Origin of the sequence: Thermofilum pendens Hrk 5, from assembly GCF_000015225.1 — an archaeon.
In the GTDB taxonomy this organism is placed as follows: domain Archaea; phylum Thermoproteota; class Thermoprotei; order Thermofilales; family Thermofilaceae; genus Thermofilum; species Thermofilum pendens.
On the sequence record NC_008698.1, the window covers coordinates 1,766,374 to 1,781,889 of the forward strand.

General features: G+C 57.2%; 16 protein-coding genes. 7 read left to right on the top strand and 9 right to left on the bottom strand.

What is annotated here, in order from left to right; genetic code table 11:
- Positions 1 to 56: 56 nt before the first annotated feature.
- Complete coding sequence (locus TPEN_RS09295; protein ID WP_011753484.1) at positions 57 to 1,466, bottom strand: dihydrolipoyl dehydrogenase; 1,410 nt, start codon at positions 1,464 to 1,466, stop codon at positions 57 to 59.
- A 59-nt stretch (positions 1,467 to 1,525) separates the two neighbouring features.
- On the opposite strand from TPEN_RS09295, the gene sppA reads away from it, so the two are divergent.
- Entirely contained in the window at positions 1,526 to 2,449 is a 924-nt protein-coding gene (gene sppA, locus TPEN_RS09300; RefSeq protein WP_011753485.1) for a signal peptide peptidase SppA, read from the top strand.
- Here sppA and TPEN_RS09305 read toward each other — a convergent pair.
- From TPEN_RS09305 to TPEN_RS09320, 4 genes are read right to left on the bottom strand one after another with little or no spacing between them, the layout of a single operon-like run.
- Entirely contained in the window at positions 2,410 to 3,852 is a 1,443-nt protein-coding gene (locus tag TPEN_RS09305) for a glycosyltransferase family 2 protein (protein ID WP_011753486.1), read from the bottom strand. The genes sppA and TPEN_RS09305 overlap by 40 nt on opposite strands.
- Before the next feature lies 1 nt (position 3,853).
- A complete protein-coding gene (locus tag TPEN_RS09310; protein WP_011753487.1) occupies positions 3,854 to 4,513 on the bottom strand; it encodes a hypothetical protein in 660 nt (219 codons plus the stop codon).
- Between the two features lie 2 nt (positions 4,514 to 4,515).
- A complete protein-coding gene (locus tag TPEN_RS09315) occupies positions 4,516 to 5,844 on the bottom strand; it encodes a hypothetical protein (protein WP_011753488.1) in 1,329 nt (442 codons plus the stop codon).
- 14 nt (positions 5,845 to 5,858) lie between these two features.
- Entirely contained in the window at positions 5,859 to 6,758 is a 900-nt protein-coding gene (locus TPEN_RS09320) for a UTP--glucose-1-phosphate uridylyltransferase (protein ID WP_011753489.1), read from the bottom strand.
- 112 nt (positions 6,759 to 6,870) lie between these two features.
- On the opposite strand from TPEN_RS09320, the gene TPEN_RS09325 reads away from it, so the two are divergent.
- The 3 genes from TPEN_RS09325 to TPEN_RS09335 are packed head-to-tail and all read left to right on the top strand — an operon-like array spanning position 6,871 to position 9,471.
- Positions 6,871 to 7,248: a class II SORL domain-containing protein gene (locus TPEN_RS09325; RefSeq protein WP_011753490.1), complete on the top strand. Its 378-nt coding sequence runs from the start codon at positions 6,871 to 6,873 to the stop codon at positions 7,246 to 7,248.
- Between the two features lie 33 nt (positions 7,249 to 7,281).
- The gene (locus tag TPEN_RS09330) at positions 7,282 to 8,574 is read left to right on the top strand and encodes an MFS transporter (RefSeq protein WP_011753491.1); all 1,293 of its coding nucleotides are present in this window, start codon (positions 7,282 to 7,284) and stop codon (positions 8,572 to 8,574) included.
- A 48-nt stretch (positions 8,575 to 8,622) separates the two neighbouring features.
- Positions 8,623 to 9,471, top strand: a complete 849-nt coding sequence (locus TPEN_RS09335) for a DMT family transporter (protein WP_052885353.1) — start codon at positions 8,623 to 8,625, stop codon at positions 9,469 to 9,471.
- 5 nt (positions 9,472 to 9,476) lie between these two features.
- Here TPEN_RS09335 and TPEN_RS09340 read toward each other — a convergent pair whose 3' ends face one another.
- From TPEN_RS09340 to TPEN_RS09355, 4 genes are all read right to left on the bottom strand, one after another.
- Positions 9,477 to 10,448: an asparagine synthetase A gene (locus TPEN_RS09340; RefSeq protein WP_011753493.1), complete on the bottom strand. Its 972-nt coding sequence runs from the start codon at positions 10,446 to 10,448 to the stop codon at positions 9,477 to 9,479.
- Between the two features lie 151 nt (positions 10,449 to 10,599).
- Positions 10,600 to 11,019, bottom strand: coding sequence for a hypothetical protein (locus TPEN_RS09345; RefSeq protein ID WP_011753494.1), 420 nt, complete (start codon positions 11,017 to 11,019; stop codon positions 10,600 to 10,602).
- On the bottom strand, positions 11,020 to 11,760 hold the full coding sequence (locus TPEN_RS09350) for a cyclophilin-like fold protein (protein ID WP_148678060.1): 741 nt from the start codon (positions 11,758 to 11,760) through the stop codon (positions 11,020 to 11,022).
- Between the two features lie 39 nt (positions 11,761 to 11,799).
- Complete coding sequence (locus TPEN_RS09355; RefSeq protein WP_011753496.1) at positions 11,800 to 12,807, bottom strand: hypothetical protein; 1,008 nt, start codon at positions 12,805 to 12,807, stop codon at positions 11,800 to 11,802.
- Positions 12,808 to 12,926: 119 nt separating this feature from the next.
- On the opposite strand from TPEN_RS09355, the gene TPEN_RS09360 reads away from it, so the two are divergent.
- Genes TPEN_RS09360 through proC form a run of 3 tightly spaced genes read left to right on the top strand, consistent with a single transcriptional unit; the run spans position 12,927 to position 15,434 of the window.
- Entirely contained in the window at positions 12,927 to 13,997 is a 1,071-nt protein-coding gene (locus tag TPEN_RS09360) for a dipeptide epimerase (RefSeq protein ID WP_011753497.1), read from the top strand.
- Between the two features lie 44 nt (positions 13,998 to 14,041).
- On the top strand, positions 14,042 to 14,542 hold the full coding sequence (locus TPEN_RS09365) for a hypothetical protein (RefSeq protein ID WP_011753498.1): 501 nt from the start codon (positions 14,042 to 14,044) through the stop codon (positions 14,540 to 14,542).
- Positions 14,543 to 14,579: 37 nt separating this feature from the next.
- Positions 14,580 to 15,434 (top strand): pyrroline-5-carboxylate reductase, encoded by an 855-nt coding sequence (proC, locus tag TPEN_RS09370; protein ID WP_011753499.1) that lies wholly within the window; start codon positions 14,580 to 14,582, stop codon positions 15,432 to 15,434.
- Positions 15,435 to 15,516 lie beyond the last annotated feature (82 nt).

Below are 15,516 nucleotides of genomic sequence, written 5' to 3' on the forward strand. Positions count from 1 at the left end.
TGGACTAGTTTAAAAATTTTTAGAGAACGAACGGGATCCTGCATACCTACGTCAAGTCAGTGGTGAGCGTGTCTTCTCCACTCTCCGGGCTCGTGTAGGTGGAAGAAGGCCCTCTCCACGACCTCTGAGAGGGCGGGGTGTATGTGCATGCCTTCGTATATAGGCTCCGCCGTCCCGTCGCCGGCGTACATCAGGTTCACTATTTCCTGTATCAGTATGGATGCTTCTGGGCCTATTATGTGGGCTCCCAGGATTCTGAACGTATCCCTGTCTAGTATCACCTTCACGAAGTAGTCGTGAAGCATCATAGCCTCTCCCTTCGCTGTCTCCTCGTAGCCGGCGATGCCTACGAGTATGTCGTACTTCTTCGCCGCCTCCTCCTCTTTAAGCCCTACGCTCGCGACTTCCGGCTCTGTGAAGACAGCGTGGGGAACCGCGTGGTACCTCGCCTTTACGTTCTCCCCCCTGAAGGCGTTCCTGTACACTATCACGCTTTCGTAGTTAGCCTTGTGCTTGAACATCATCTTGCCCGTCGCGTCTCCGAAAGCCCATACACCGTCCTTAGTCGTCCTGAGATATTCGTCGACCAATATCCACCCCTTCTCGTCCGTCTTCACGCCGGTCTTCTCGGGCCTTGTTATGTCGCTGTAGGACTCCCTGCCGGCGGCCATTAGTATGGCGTCAGCTTCGAACTCCACGTTATCCCCAGTAGCCTTATTCTCAGCTACCACTATCTGCCTCTCCCCGCTCCTGCGAAACTCCACCACCTCGTGGAGCGTTCTGATGTCCATGTACCTTGAAAGATCCCTCGCCAGGAGCTCCGAGATCTCGGGCTCCTCCTCGGGGAGGATCCTCTCCCTCCTCTGCAGTACGGTGACCTGGCTACCCATCATCGCCAGGAAGAAGCCCAGCTCCAGCCCCACGAACCCTCCGCCTATAACGACCGTTCTCCTCGGGAGCTTCCGCAACTCCCTGAAGAAGTTGTCGTTCGTGTAGTACTTAACCTCCTCTACTCCTGGAGCCTTGACTACGTGGGGCCTAGACCCCGTGCAGAGGAGTATCGTGTCCCCCTCTATCTCCCTGCCCCCAACGTCCACTGTGTAGTCTCCGACAAACGTGCCGTCAACTTGGTAGAGGTCTATCAGCGGGTGGTGTTTCAGCGAGTGCTCTATCTCCTTGCTCTCGGCGTATATCCTCCTCCACACGCGCTCCATGACTCCTGTGAAGTCAACCCCCGCCAGGCTTACCTGGATGCCGAACTTCTCGGCTTCCTTTATGCGCCTAATGTTCCTGGCGACTTCCAGTAGCATCTTGGAGGGGATACAGCCCCTCGTTAAGCAGATTCCTCCGACCATGTTGTTCTCTATTACGGCGAACCTCAGCCTTTTTCCCTCGTTTATGAGCTCCGATACAATGTTCATAGCCGAGCCTGTACCGAATACTATCACGTCGTAGTGTTTTACCATACTACGCTCAAGGAAAATATCCCGTTAGGCTTATTTAACTCATTGGTATAAATTAAGCTATGTCAGGCCTTAAAGAAGTCCTTCGGAGAAGGCTCCCGCTCCTGCTGATAGTAGCCGTAGTCATTCTCGGAGCCGTCCTGGTGTTGCTCCGCCAGGGAGCAACGCAGACCAGGCTGACACCCTATATCGCGCAGATAACGATAAAGGGAACCATAGACTACGCCTCCAGCTCTATATTCGGCGCCACGCCGGGCGTAGAGGAGTACATAAAGCTCGTAAAGCAGGCCGAGGAGGACCCGATGGCCAAAGCCGTACTACTCGTCTTCGACAGCCCCGGGGGAACAGTTACAGCCTCGGACGAGCTCTACCAGGCGGTCAAAGAGCTTTCCCAGAAGAAGGTTGTAGTCTCCTACGCAAAGGGGCTACTCGCGAGCGGGGCGTACATGGCTGCCCTCCCGTCCCGCGCGATACTCGCGAGCCCTACCAGCGAAGTGGGCTCCGTCGGCGTGATAGTGACTGTCCTTAACGTCGGGAACCTCCTCGGAAAGATAGGAGTCACCGTGTATACCTTCAAGTCGGGAGAGCTGAAGGACGTAGGATCCCCCTACAGGCCGATGACCGAGGAGGACGCCAAGGTCTTGGAGGAGATGGTGAACTACTACTTCGGGCTGTTCAAGGGCAGGGTTCTCGAACACAGGGGCAACGTGAGCAGCGAGGTTTTCAGCGGGAGACCTTTCACGCCCGACAAGGCGTTGCAGGCTGGCCTGATAGACAAGGTGTGCACCTACCAGGAGGCTGTTAACTACACGCGGGCGCTAGCCAACCTACCGGAGACCGCTGAGGTAGTCGAGCTCAAGCCGAGGACCCCAACGCTCCTCGACCTGCTACTCGGAACTTACTCCGGCGCCGGCAACAGGCTCGTCATACCGAGCATCGTGGTACTCTACATGTGGCCGCCGCCTGTCGCCGTGATCCTTCCTTGAAGCTCGGGCATAGGTCCGTCCGCCCTGAAGTAGGCCCAGGCGGAGGAGGCGAGGAACAGGAGGGACAGGAGGACTTGCACCGAGTTCTGCATCACTATACCCACAGCCAGAGACGCGGAGAACCACGCGGATAGGTAAACCGGAAGAGCCTCCTTTTTCTCGGCGGCCTCCTTCTTTCCCTTCGGCGTGACCTCGAAGGAATAGCTAAGCCCGAGCAACCCCCTTACGGACGCGAGTGCGAGGACGGGGACAAGCGTAGCGATTATAGCCGCGAATCTACCCAGGTTCACCAGGCTCTCCTTTAAGCTCGACCCTACCCTGACGAGCTTCGAGTAGAGGTAGAGATACAGCGGTACGACGACAACGAACGGTGCAAGCGCGAGGGACAAAGCCGTGAGGAGACCCCCTAAGCCCACCCGCGGCTCGAGCAACCCTAGAAACGGTAGCACTGCGACGGCTAGCGCCGGCGGAATAGTCAGCGCCGGTAGGGACATGTAGGCCAGCATTTCTAGCCGCACGTGTAGCGGTAGCCCTCCGTGCTTGAGTACGCGTAGAAACGACCTCCTAAGGACGTCGCTCGTGCCGTACGACCAGCGCCTCTGCTGTTTCTTGAACGCTCCTAGGGTCGACGGCACCAGGACTTTCAAGCGTGAACCGCTGAGCAGGCGTGTCCTGTACCCTCCCAGCGCGAGCTTCACCCCCATCCATATGTCGTCCTGCACGATGCCGTCGCCCCACCCGCCGACGTCCAGGACTACCTTCCGAGGGTAAACCGTCCCAGAGCCGAGCGGAAATACGTAAAAGCCAGCCCTCGATCTCAGCTCGTAGAGGACCTCCGTCCCTAGATCCGTGAAGAACTTGACGGCCTCCGCGAGCCTTGTCCTGTAGGCGTAGTACCCCTCCCACGGGACAACCAGCGCGCCGTCGCTTAGCGTGTTGCGGCAGAGCTTCTCGGCAACGCACGGATCCACCACGGCGTCCGCATCGAGTATCATTAGGTGGCTACTCGAGGAGGAGGCAAAGTAGTCGTCTAGGGCGCCAGTCCTCCCGCCTCTGCGCTCCCTCCTCCGCCACACGGCTACTCCCGGCGCGTCACTCACGAGCCGGCTCAGCGCCTCCACGTACTCCGCGCTGTCGTCCGAGAGTATCGTTAGACGCGCGAAGCAGGGGGCGCGCGAAAAGGCTTCGAAGTCCCTCTTGGACACGCTTGCCACGAGGTCCAGCGGCTCGGAGTATACGGGCATGACTACTTCCAGCGACTGGGGTGCCTCGCCCCCCACCGGTGGGGCGTCCTCCCTCCTCAGGTAAGCCGCCGCGAAGATAACCAGCTCGTAGAGTAGCAAGAGGAGTAGGGGTACGGCGATGAGTAGGAGGACTATGATGCTTGCAAGCAGGGAGACCACCCTAGTCCTCCGTGTCCTCCGGTAGGTTCTTCTCTCTTTCCAAGCCCGGTTGCCCAGTCCTCACGCGTACGAGCGCGTCGAGGTATTCGCCGAAGAACGCCCAAGCCGCAAACGCTCCCACCAGGAAGCCTATCCCTATGGCTATTCCAAGGGCCAACGCCAGTTTTATCTCGTTGCTCAGAGAGGCGAGGTCGACTATGAGCAGTGTTACGACGAGCAGGCTCATCATGACGAAGAACCTCTCCGTCTTCCTCTCCATACGCATCGACTTCACTAGCGCGTCTATCACGACGAACGAGAACAGCGAGAGAACAGCCACGCTTCCAATCCTGGATATGTAGGATAGTGCCTCGCGGTAGGCCTGAGAGTACTCCGGCACGAAGACTCTGACCACGAGCGCGGCAGAGGAGGTTAAGATACCCGCGTCCGCGACGAGCACGAGTAGCGTGCTCAGAGGTATCCTGGTGCCCTCGGGGAGGCTTTTCCTCAAGTACTCGTCCAGCCTGGCGACGCTCACCAGCCACCTTATGCTCTTATTGACGAGCTTTACTACGAGGAGCGTAACGAAAAGTATGAGCGTAGCCAGGCCTACCTTGGGTGCCAGCGCTGCTATCTCGATTACGACCTGCTGGAAGAGCTGTACCACGTCCCACTCGGGCATTTTCAGCCACCGATAAAGAGTGCCTCGAACCTATAAATAGTGTACAGCAAGAGGAGGAGGGCTACCAGCGCCAGGGTCTCGATAAACGTCCTAACGAACTCCCTGGAGGCCTGCACCGTGAAGACATAGCCCACCAAGCTTATCGAGTATATCATTCTGCTAAACTCGTAGGCCTTTCTCTCAGGTACTATCGCCGTCTCCGGAATCGCCACGAGAGCCAAGACTGTTGCGACCAGCTTCAAGGCCGCGGCTAGGAGGAGCCCGAGGAAGGGGCTTCTCGCCAGCGTTAGCGCAACGAGCGATGCTACGAGAAGGCCCAGGTAGTTCCCCGCGGTCATGTAGGCGCTTGCGCGCACGCGCCCCATGTGCGAGTTTATCTCAGCGAAGATCTGCATTGCGAGGAGGTTTGCAGCCATGAACGTTAACGACGTGAAAAACGATAGCCCTACGTGCATGCCCGGCAGGGGTAGAAACGGTATCACGGCTGTTAAGACGGTGTTGGCTACGAGCCCGGCTACATATGCTTTGTAGCCCTTTATCACCAGGGAGCCGATCACTCCGCCGATGTTACCTGTAATGCTGAGTGCGAGGCTCACGTAGAGAGGGGCTCCCATGTCCTTGAGGAGGGGTGCCCAGGAGAGACCTACCAGGTTGCTCCCTGCCAGCATGAAGGTCAGGACGAGGAATGCCTGGCTACCGCGTATCAGAACCTCCTCGGAGGCCCTTCCTCCCGTTTCCACTATCTGCTTAGGGTAGGCGGGTACGAGTAGCAACGCGACCGAGCTACCCAGGCCAACTACGAATGCCGTCACATAGGAGACGTAGTAGCTCTGAGGCGCCGGTAGAACCGCGGAGACCGCGGTCATGTAGATGGCGCCTAGAAGGGAAGCCGCCGTGCCCGCCGCGGACCTCCACACAGAGACCTTCATAACTTCCCCCACGTCGCCGAAGTACGAGTATATCAGGGATCCCAGGAATATGCTGACAACGGCGGAGACAGCGTTCCCAAGCATGTACAGGAACGCTACCACTATGGGCTTCTCCAGGAAGAAGGGCAACGTGAGCCATACGAACCTCTCGGCTATGTGGGTGGCCAGGGACAGGACCTTGAACCTCCGCGTAGCCTCCTCAGGGTACTTGTAGAGACCCCACGATAAGGCCGCCCCGCTAATGGACGTCGGCAGGAAGACTAGTGCCATGTTTTCAAGGCTGTAGCCACTGTAAGCCATCATCGGGACGAACAGGCCGCGGGTAACCGCGACGTAGAAGCCTCCGAGAAGCGCTTCTAGGACTAGCAGAACTCTCGCTAAAGCCTTCTCGGTGTTCGACACGCGGATCCCCTCTCTCAGGGCTTGCCGGCGCCGATCCCCAGCTCGCTTAGAATCTCCGACAGCTTGTCCGCGCCCAACGCGTGTTTAAGTGAAACTAGGGCGGCTCTCAGGAAGGTTTCCCAGGTTCCAATGTCGATCCAGTCCGCTTCAGCCTCGTACGCGTAGAACTGGTAGCCACTCCTGATGAGTATCTGGATGGAGTCCGTCACCTCGAGCTCTCCTCTAGGGCTTGGCGTCGTCTGCTCTATGGCCCTGAATATCTCCGGGGGGAAGATGTAGAGCGACGTGTTCGCGAGGTACGAGAGGGGTTCGCGCGGCTTCTCGACTATGCCTTCAACCCTGTAGATAGACGTGTCCACCCTGCTTCCGATGACTACCCCGTACCTCCGCGGATCCCTAACCCTCTTCACTGCGAGCATGGGGGACCTCAGCCTATCGAAGTATTCCAGCAACCTCCTCGGTATGTTCTCTCCAAGGAAAAGGTTGTCGGTAGCCGCCGCCATGAAGTAGTCATCCCCGACGAAGCCTTTAGCCATGTACACCGCGTGCCCAGTCCCGCGGGGCACCGGCTGATTCACCCACGTGATGTAGGACTTCTCCACCTTCTCGTAGAAGTCCCTCAGCAACTCCGCGTAGTCGTTCTTGCCAGTTTTCTCCAGGTACTCTACGAAGTCCCAGTCCGGCGTGAAGTGATCCTCGATCACCCTCTTCCCGCGTCCAACGACGAAGCAAAACTCCCTTATCCCGGCTTCGTAGAACTGCTCGAAGACGGCCTGAATAACGGGCTTGAGGTACACCGAGTTGTTAACGCCGAAGAATACAGGGAGCATCTCTTTGGGCATCTCCTTGCTATACGGAACCAGTCGCGTACCCAGACCCGCCGCTAGAAGTACTCCTTTGGACAGCGAAGGCATAGATCCTCACGAGCACTATAAATCGGAAAATATAAACATCTAACACTCACAAGCAGAGCAACGCGCTACGAAAAGCATTTTTACCTTGGCGAACCAATAGAATTCGATAAGCATGCCTAAGAAATTCGGAGACCTAATATATACTCCGGAGACAGCGAGCGGAGAAGCCATTTCGAAAGTTGAGACGCACACACCCAGGATAGAGGCGCCGGACTCCGTGAAAGCCGGGGAACCCTTCTACGTAAAGATATACGTTGGACCCCACCCGAACACCCTGCAACACTCTATTCGGTGGATCGAGGTATACTTCGAGGAGGAAGGGAGGCCGTTCAACCCGGTAATGCTGTCGCGAATACACCTAGAGCCTGAGCTCGTAGAACCCGAAGTCACGCTGAAGCTGGTACTGAAGAAAAGCGGAGTGATCTACGCGTTGGAGTACTGCAACCTGCACGGAGTCTGGGAGGGGAGGAAGCAGGTTAAAGTTCAGTAAAAAAAGATAAATTTTCGAAAACATTTTTTATTCGTGTTAACGAGAAAGCAGAGAGTAGCGTACGGCTTTGCACGTTTTGGATCCACAATATTCATGGGGCTCTACGACTTTGCGAGCTTCTACATCTACTGGCAGGTCTTCCGGCTCGACCCCTTGCTGTCCGGCTACATGGGCGCGATAGGTAAGATAACCATTATGGTTGCAAGCCTGCTGGTAGGGTATCTCAGCGACTCCATATGGACCCGGTGGGGGCGGCGTAAGCCCTTCATAGCTACTGGGGCGCCCCTCCTGGCTTTCTCAGGGTTCCTTCACTTCACCCCTATATATTTCCTTCAGGGAGCTACACAGGAAGCCTTGTTCCTGTGGGGCGCCGCTACAAGCTCCATGTTCCACTTCTTCTACGCGTGGCTTTTGACACCCTTCCAGGCGTGGCTACCGGAGATATCCGAGCCCTCCGAGAGGATAGACATTTCGATGCTACAGAACGTGGCTAATATACTCGGGAACATCGTCAGCACGGTTACGGGGTTCCTCGCAAAGATGCTGGTAGCACGTGGCCTTCTAATGCCGCTAGTAGGTGCGTACGCTTTGGTTCTCGTAGCGCTCTTTACGCCACCGGTAGTCCTGCTACCTGTTGAGAGGAGAGCGGAGCCCACGAGACCGTCCCTCAAAGACCTTCTAACCGTGTTCAGGTACAGGGAGTACATGAAGTGGATGGCTGTTCGAGGACTGATGTCCTCCAGCGTTCAAATGCTTACAATAACGATAATCGCGTACATAGAGAAGGTGATCGGGGTAGAACACTCGCTTGCCTCGGCATCGTTCGGCGTTATACTCGTCGTCTTCGTAGCCGGCGCGTTCCCGCTATGGGGTAGGCTGGGCAAGAGGGCGGGAAAGGGGAGGGCGCTCACGCTTTCAATGACGTTGCTGGGAGCTACGCTACTCATGACCCCGCTCCCCCACTTCGTCGACCCCGGTGTTTTCAGGGTGCTCCTAGGCTACGTGCTGGTAGCCCTCGGCGCTGTCGCCGTCTCAGCGTACGTCCTATTCCCCTACGCAGTGCTAGCTGACCTCGCGCACTGGTACGAGGTGCAGACCGGGGAAAAGCGGGCGGGTCTCTTCACGGGGTTCGAGGGGATACCTATCAACGTGTTCGAGTCGCTGGCCTACCTAGTCACGGGGTTCCTAATGAGCTTGCCGCAGGTGCCTGGCTCCGAGTACACCTACGGGCTGATCCTGTGGGGACCCGTAGCTTCGCTGTTCACACTGGTAGCTCTCGCCATCCTAAGGAGAACGAACGTAGACCCCTTCCTCGCCAAGAAGTAGTTGCACGCGAAAAAAGGTTTTTATCTTGACAACAATTACCGGTCTTCCGTGCTGGGAGAGGTATTCGCGCTTGTTGCGGCGCTGTCGTTTTCCGGGGCAGCCATCTTCTACAGAGCCGGCGTTAGGGGCTCGCAGGTAAACCCGATAGTTCTCAGTGGGTTACGCGGAATGTTCGCACTCGCGCTTCTATTGGTCGTAGGCTTTTTCTACCGCGTAGACTTCTCGAAGCCACCCGTATTCTACCTGGCGGTCTTCCTGTCGATGCTCGGCTCGTTCATCCTCGGAGACTCCTCCTTCCTCTACGGTCTCCAGCGCGCCCCGCTTGGGGTCGTGTACCCAGTAGCGTACACGTTCTCGGTCTTCACAGCCCTGTTCTCGCACTTCATCCTGGGGGAAGAGCTGACGCTCAGAGACGCCGTGTCCTCGCTACTCATAGTGCTTGGAGTCGCTCTCGTGTACTCTGAAAACTTCTCGCTTGGAAAGCAAGCGCTCGTTGGCGCACTCGCGGGTCTCTCCGCGAGCGTCTCCTGGGGCGCCGGAGCAACGCTGATGGGGCTAGCATTGAGGTGGGGTAACGCTGTCGAGGTAAACATCTCGAGGCTATCCATGCTCGTAATCGCAACTCTCCCGCTGATACTGAAGAACTCCTCCGAGGTCTTCAGGCAGGTACGGGTCCACCTGCTCGCCCTCGGAGGGATCCTAGGGATAGGCGTGGGGCCACTTCTCTTCATGAATTCCATAAGCTTTATAGGGGCTTCCAGGTCGAGCATTTTCATCTCCTCGACCCCCGTCCTGACGGTGCTCCTCTCCAGGATCTTCCTAGGCGAAAAAACCGGTGGGAAACTTTTGCTCGGAACTCTCGCCGTGAGCGCCGGGCTAGCTTTGCAGAGCTTGTGAAAAGATCAGAGATCAAAGACTATTCCGGGGATTCTCGGGAAGGGTTGCACGATCCCTATGTGCCTTACGCCTGTAACCCAGAGCAGAAGCCTCTCAACGCCTATACCCGCGCCGGCACTCGGCAACAGTCTACCCTCCCTTGCCAGGTCTAGTAGAACCCTGTAGTTCTCCGGACGTACGCCGTCACGCTTCATCTTCGAAAGTATCTTCTCATATTCGTACTCCCTGCGAGCCCCCGACAGTATCTCCCCGACCCTCGGAACGTAGAGGTCGTAGTTGTCCCACCTCCCCGTCTCGGGATCCTCGAAGTCGTAGAACTCCCTGGGAATGTTGACCACCCACACGGGCTCCTTTAAAGTGCTCCTCAGGCTCGTCTGCCACTCTTTGCCGTACTCCTCCTCCAGTTCCTTCGAATCGACGACCTTGAAGGGCGTCATTATCTCCGGTAGCTCCGACCCCAGGAAGCTGAGCTCGTGCTCCATCTCCCTCTTCAGCGACGAGACGTAGCTCTTCAGCATGTCTTCGACGAGGCTACGTATGTAGGAGGAGGAAGCCCCTCTAACCTCGAAGTCTAGCTGCGTGAATTCGTAGGCATGTATACCCGTAGAAGCCCTTTTCCTAGTCTCGATCCTGACGTTGGGAGAGAATACGAAGATCTTGGGGGAGAGAAGCGATACGAGGACTTGCTTGTGGACGATCATACTCTGCGTCGACCTAACTGTCTCCCCGTATATCTCGACCTCGATCCTCTTCTCAATGCTGAAGTCAGGGTCGGGCCATAACGGGTCTGTCGACTTGGAAAACACTACCGGTAGCACCCAGTCGAAGCCCCGCTCGACTAGGTACCTGGAGAGGAAGCTCAACGTATACGTCGTTATCCGGGCGATAGACCTTTTAACTTCGAGCTCCTCCTGGGAAAGCTCGTGGAGAGGCTTTACGCCGTAGTCCCTCAACAAAGTGAGGGTTTTCTGCTCCATGGTTATCGTTCAACGTTTTCGCGAGTTTTTAAAATCGTTTTCTCGGTAAAACCTGAAAAACTTGCAACTTATTCCAAAAGTCTTCCAGGAAAAGTTGTAAAAATTTCCCGGGACACGCGCCGCGGACGAAGACCGTAAACCTGCCTCTAGGCTACTCCTCTTCGTCGTGGACGTGTACCTCAGACGGCTCGACGAGCTGGAACATTATGTCGACAACCCTTAGGAATTCCTTCAGCGCGACGACTTTAACGCCGTCCTCCTTCTCCAGCAACAGGTAGCCCTTAGACTCGTACTCGAGGCACTCTTCCCGAGATCCGCACTCGGCGACATCCTCCGTTATCATGACCAGTGGCTGTACTCCGCTCGAAAGTAGTTTGTTCATCTCGCAGGGATCCTCTATCGCCGTGACCACCTCGTCGGCTTCGAGCTCTCTGATCAGCTTCAGCACTTCATCCGCGGAGTAGAGAGGCCCTACTCCTACCACCTGGACCTGGTCCTTTAAGGACTCCTCTAGGAGCCTCACGGCCTCCCTGAAGGCCGGGATGTCCAGGGCCCAGAGAACCTTCTTCACTTAGCCCACCAGCGACATTACGTCGATAACTTTCTGGTACTCGGAGACCACGCGGCTAATCCTCTCGACCAGGTCCTGAACCGTCGGCGCGTAGTCCGAGAGTATCACGTAGCCCTCCTCGTTTACATCGACGCGGCTCTTCACTAGGTGCGCCTTTATCCGAAGTTGTAACGCCTCGTCAAGCGGTGAAAAGTCTCTCTTGAACACTGGGTCGCTCTCGATTATATAGCCGTGCTCCTCGACGAAGACCTCGAAGCCGACGCGCGTATCGCGCTTCACGGACGCACCCGTAATGCTGAGCACGCCGTTCCAGGTGCGCGGCGCGGCGAGGAAGCCCGCCTCCCTCAGAATCCTGACGGCCGCCTGGACCCTCTCCGGGTACTCCTCCAAGCGGGATTCCTCAACTCGCACGCTACTTTCCTTGTCGAGCAGGAGGACGTAATGCTTGGGCCCAAGGAGCCAGCCGAGTGGTATTACTGCTCCGTAGGGTTGACTGACCCAGGCGAAGAGGCAGAGAGCCTTCCCCGGGGGCCAGTACGCGAAGGTCCCGGAAGGAACCCTGGAGGAGGTTGGTCCCCGCAGATCCAGGTTTGTTGAGAAGTAGACCTCCTCCTTCCAGAGCTCAGCGGTCGACTCTATGGGCAAGGCCTTTCTGAGGGCATCGTGGTAGGAAGGATCGGAGACGTAGACAGGTATCTCCCTCGAACCTCCGAAGATAATCCTCAGGTACATACCCATCATACCCCTGTCGAGGCTTATTTACTTTTTCTCGCGCATTGATCAGCGAGCGCCACGCCCAGCCGGGAGTACTCGCGCGCCACTACCGTTGCGTATGCGCGCTGCCCAGCTTTGGCTGAAGAAACCCGAGGATACCGCGTAGTTAAAGAGGGCCGGCAGGAGGTACCAGCTGTACTCAGTGCTGGAAGAGGCGGCTTCGACCGCCGCGTCTAGCCCTTCCAAGTAAAGGGCCACTTCCACCGCTAGTTCCTCCACGTCTAGATCCACTAGGGGGTGCTTGCGGAGAAACTGCCTCGAGGCGAACCAAAGCCTTTCGGCGTAACTCAGGAAGCCCGCCTCGGCCAGGTTCCTGGCTACCAGCAGTGCAAGGTACACGTCTGCCTCGCTCCTCAACTCTGAGAACATCCTCGCTACACCCTCGGCTACCAGTAGCGAGCCGTACCCGTCCTGGAAAGCGCCCGCTTTCAGCAACCTAGACAGGGCTACGACCCTCCTCGACCAGTCCCTAACCTTCTTTACCGACTCGACTGCTTCGCGCCAGACGGCTTCTTGCATCGGGTTCAACGCTGATGCTTCGGCGAGCGCTAGTGCCCGCCGAGAGGCCGGTAGGTAGCGGGAAAGCTCTATGGCCTCCTCCACCCGCCCGAGGTTCACCAGGCTTATAACCATCCTCGAGCGGGCCCTCCAGCTCCCTCTATCGAGTAGCGCTAGCGCTGCGCCCAGATACTCGGAGTAGCTCTTGTTAAGCTCTTTTGCAGTTTCGCTCAGCCTTGAGTACACGAAGACCTTTTTCGTGGCCGAGAGGGCGGGGAGCATCCTCTCGACTTCTCGAAGGCTTTCCTCCCACAGCATCGGCAGGTAAGCCGGCACTTCGGATAAAAGGTAGGCTTTGAGGTAGGGGTCCCTCACCGAGCGGAGGACGAAGCCGGGGTTTTGCCCCAAGAACGCCACGACCCTGGAGAACATCGCCCTCGCCAGGTCGCCCCTCCTCGACGCCGGCGCGCGCTCTACGTAACCCCTCATGTAGTCGACGTAGTCCGCTATGTTCATCGGTAAAAACTCGGGGGCGCGGCGAGGTATACCCTTATCTCGCGTTTTTACCCGCGCTACGGGCTAACTACGTTTGTAAGAAGAAATGCTTTTATCGCTCGCTCTAGGAGTTAAAGAGCGTGGACATAGAAGCTTGGGTGTGCGAAGTCCCGCTTAGGGAGCCCTTAAGGATTTCTGCCGCGACCTATCACACCCAGCGCTCCATAGTTCTCCGCTTGAGGGACGGAGATCTAGAGGGTTGGGGCGAGGCTTGCCAGTCGAGGAGGGTTCTCGGAGAGAGCTTCGAGGACGCGCTGGAGTCTCTGAGAGCGAGCGTCGACGCAATCAAGAGGGCGGAGTACGACTCTTTGGAGAAGATTCACAGGTTCACCGAGGAGCTCAACGCTACCCCGTCGATAAAGGCCGCTGTTAACATGGCTCTCCTGGACCTCTACGCGAAGTCGGAGGGCAGGCCTCTGTGGAGGCTTCTCGGGGGCTTCAGGGAGGAGGTGAGGACGGACATCACGATAGGGATCATGCGGCCGGAGGAGATGGCGGAGAGGGCTCTGCGCTACGCTGAGAAGGGGTTCCGGATATTCAAGCTCAAGCTGGGCGAGAACCCGGAGGAGGACGTTCTAAGAGTTAAGGCTGTGCGGGACGTCGTTGGAGACGCGACGATAAGAGTGGACGCGAACGAGGGGTGGACGCGCGAGGACGCCGTACGGGTGATAGAGAGGATAGCCGACTACGGCGTTGAACTCGTGGAGCAACCGCTCAGACACGACGACATAGAAGGCCTTAGGGCCTTGAGGAGGGAAAGCCCGATACCCATAGCTGTAGACGAGTCCGTGAAGACGGCGCGCGACGCGCTGCTGGTAGCCAAGAAGGAGGCGGCCGACATCATAAACATCAAGCTGATGAAAAGCAGGGGGATTACGGGCGCAATCAGGATAATCATGGTAAGCGAGGCGGCCGGGCTGAAGAACATGGTCGGATGCTTCTCCGAGTCTAGGCTTGGCATCACGGCTACCGCTTACCTCGCCCAGGCATTCTCCAACGTGCTGTTCTACGACTTGGACTGCGACATACTGAGCGCCGACCCCGTGTTCACGGGAGGCTCTGAGCCTATTGGTGACAGAAGAAGAGCTTCCCCGAAGCCTGGGCTGGGAATCTCGCCGAGTAACTTCAACGTATTGAAGAAGATCCTCTAGAGAAAGTTATTTATTAATAGCGGTTATTACAATATGTGAATCTAATGACGATACGCGAAGAAGCTAGAGTAAGGGGTTTGCGGCCTGTACATGTCTTCGTTGCATCAATGCTCGCAGAGTTTAGGGAGAACGGCGTCCTGAACTTCGGGATACTCAGAGCCGCTACGGAGAAAACTGGTGCGAAAATTGCGGAAATGCTCGACGAGGACACGCCTAGAAACCTGGAGGGCGCCGTAAAGTTCCTCGCAGAAGCGCTCGAAGTCTCGAAAGACTTCGACGTGGAGAAAAACGGGAGCATTCTACGTTTACGCGTTAAGTCGAAGCTATGCAGGTTTTGCCCAAAGGGTGTCGGAGGGCTCGAACTGCCGGGACCTCTCTGCCCGTTCCCGGGGCTATTCAAGGGGTTCTTGGAGCACTCCGCGGGGCTAAAGCTCGCGTACCCCGAGAACTTCATGTACAGGGACCGAGACGGGTACTGCAACTTCCTGTTAGAAGTCATCGGCACGGGTTCCGATGCGTCGATGAAAATGTTTCAGCGCGTATAGCGAAAAGCTTTTCATCTCTAACCTGTTGACGCGCCCTGTGACCTTAGAGGGTTTAAGCTCTGTCGCCATTCTGGGGGCTGGCAAGATAGGCGGTGCTTTCGTTAGACAGATCCTCCAGAAGACTGGCATCAGGGTCTACGCCACCGGCAGGCGTGTGGAAACGCTTAGAGGGGCGGAGTCCCTGGGCGCTGTGGCAACGCGCGACAACGACGAAGCTGTGAGGAGGAGCGAGCTAGTGGTTATAGCAGTCAAGCCGTACCACTTCCCACAGCTACTCTCTGAGGTTAAGCAGGAGAGCTGGAAGGGGAAGATCGTTGTGTCGCTCATGGCGGGCGTTAAGCTTGCAACGCTTAGAGCCGCGCTACACGGCGCGAAGGTCTTCCGCGCGATGCCCAACCTCAACGCCTACGTCGGGAAGTCCTCGACCGCTGTGAGCGAAAACCTCTACGACGATGCTAGCAGAACTGTGGAAGAGTTCCTAGGGCTTTTCGGCCAGGTTTACTGGGTCCCCGAAGAGTACCTAGACGTCTGGACAGGACTAGCAGGAAGCGGGCCAGCCTTTATAGCCGAGGTGCTGGACGCGCTCGCCATGGGCGCCGTAGCGGCCGGGATGCCCCGCGAGTTAAGCTACAAGGCTGTCCTCGACGTCTTGGAGGGGACGGCGATCCTCCTCAAGAACGGGTTCTACCAGCACCCGGCCATGCTGAGAGACGATGTGACCACGCCAGCCGGTACGACAATCAGGGGGCTAATGGTTCTGGAGTCAGGGGGCGTGAAAGCCACGCTGATGAAAGTCATAGAGGCGGCCGCCAGGAGGTCGCGCGAGATAGGAAACGAGATCGACTCCCGTATCAGGGAGAAGATAAACTCGAGGATCGGCCACACCGCGTAACGCTTGCGACAATCCCGGGGGGGGGTACTCGCTGGATCTTCGGCGCGGTAGCCCGGGAAAAAGATAAATTCCCGGGGTGAGA

Excerpts from the sequence above, each read along its gene's own strand:
- TPEN_RS09295 (WP_011753484.1), bottom strand. The coding sequence starts at position 1,466 with ATGGTAAAACACTACGACGTGATAGTATTCGGTACAGGCTCGGCTATG.
- sppA (WP_011753485.1), top strand. The coding sequence starts at position 1,526 with ATGTCAGGCCTTAAAGAAGTCCTTCGGAGAAGGCTCCCGCTCCTGCTG.
- TPEN_RS09310 (WP_011753487.1), bottom strand. The coding sequence starts at position 4,513 with ATGCCCGAGTGGGACGTGGTACAGCTCTTCCAGCAGGTCGTAATCGAG.
- TPEN_RS09320 (WP_011753489.1), bottom strand. The coding sequence starts at position 6,758 with ATGCCTTCGCTGTCCAAAGGAGTACTTCTAGCGGCGGGTCTGGGTACG.
- TPEN_RS09325 (WP_011753490.1), top strand. The coding sequence starts at position 6,871 with ATGCCTAAGAAATTCGGAGACCTAATATATACTCCGGAGACAGCGAGC.
- TPEN_RS09340 (WP_011753493.1), bottom strand. The coding sequence starts at position 10,448 with ATGGAGCAGAAAACCCTCACTTTGTTGAGGGACTACGGCGTAAAGCCT.
- TPEN_RS09350 (WP_148678060.1), bottom strand. The coding sequence starts at position 11,760 with ATGATGGGTATGTACCTGAGGATTATCTTCGGAGGTTCGAGGGAGATA.
- TPEN_RS09355 (WP_011753496.1), bottom strand. The coding sequence starts at position 12,807 with ATGAACATAGCGGACTACGTCGACTACATGAGGGGTTACGTAGAGCGC.
- TPEN_RS09365 (WP_011753498.1), top strand. The coding sequence starts at position 14,042 with ATGACGATACGCGAAGAAGCTAGAGTAAGGGGTTTGCGGCCTGTACAT.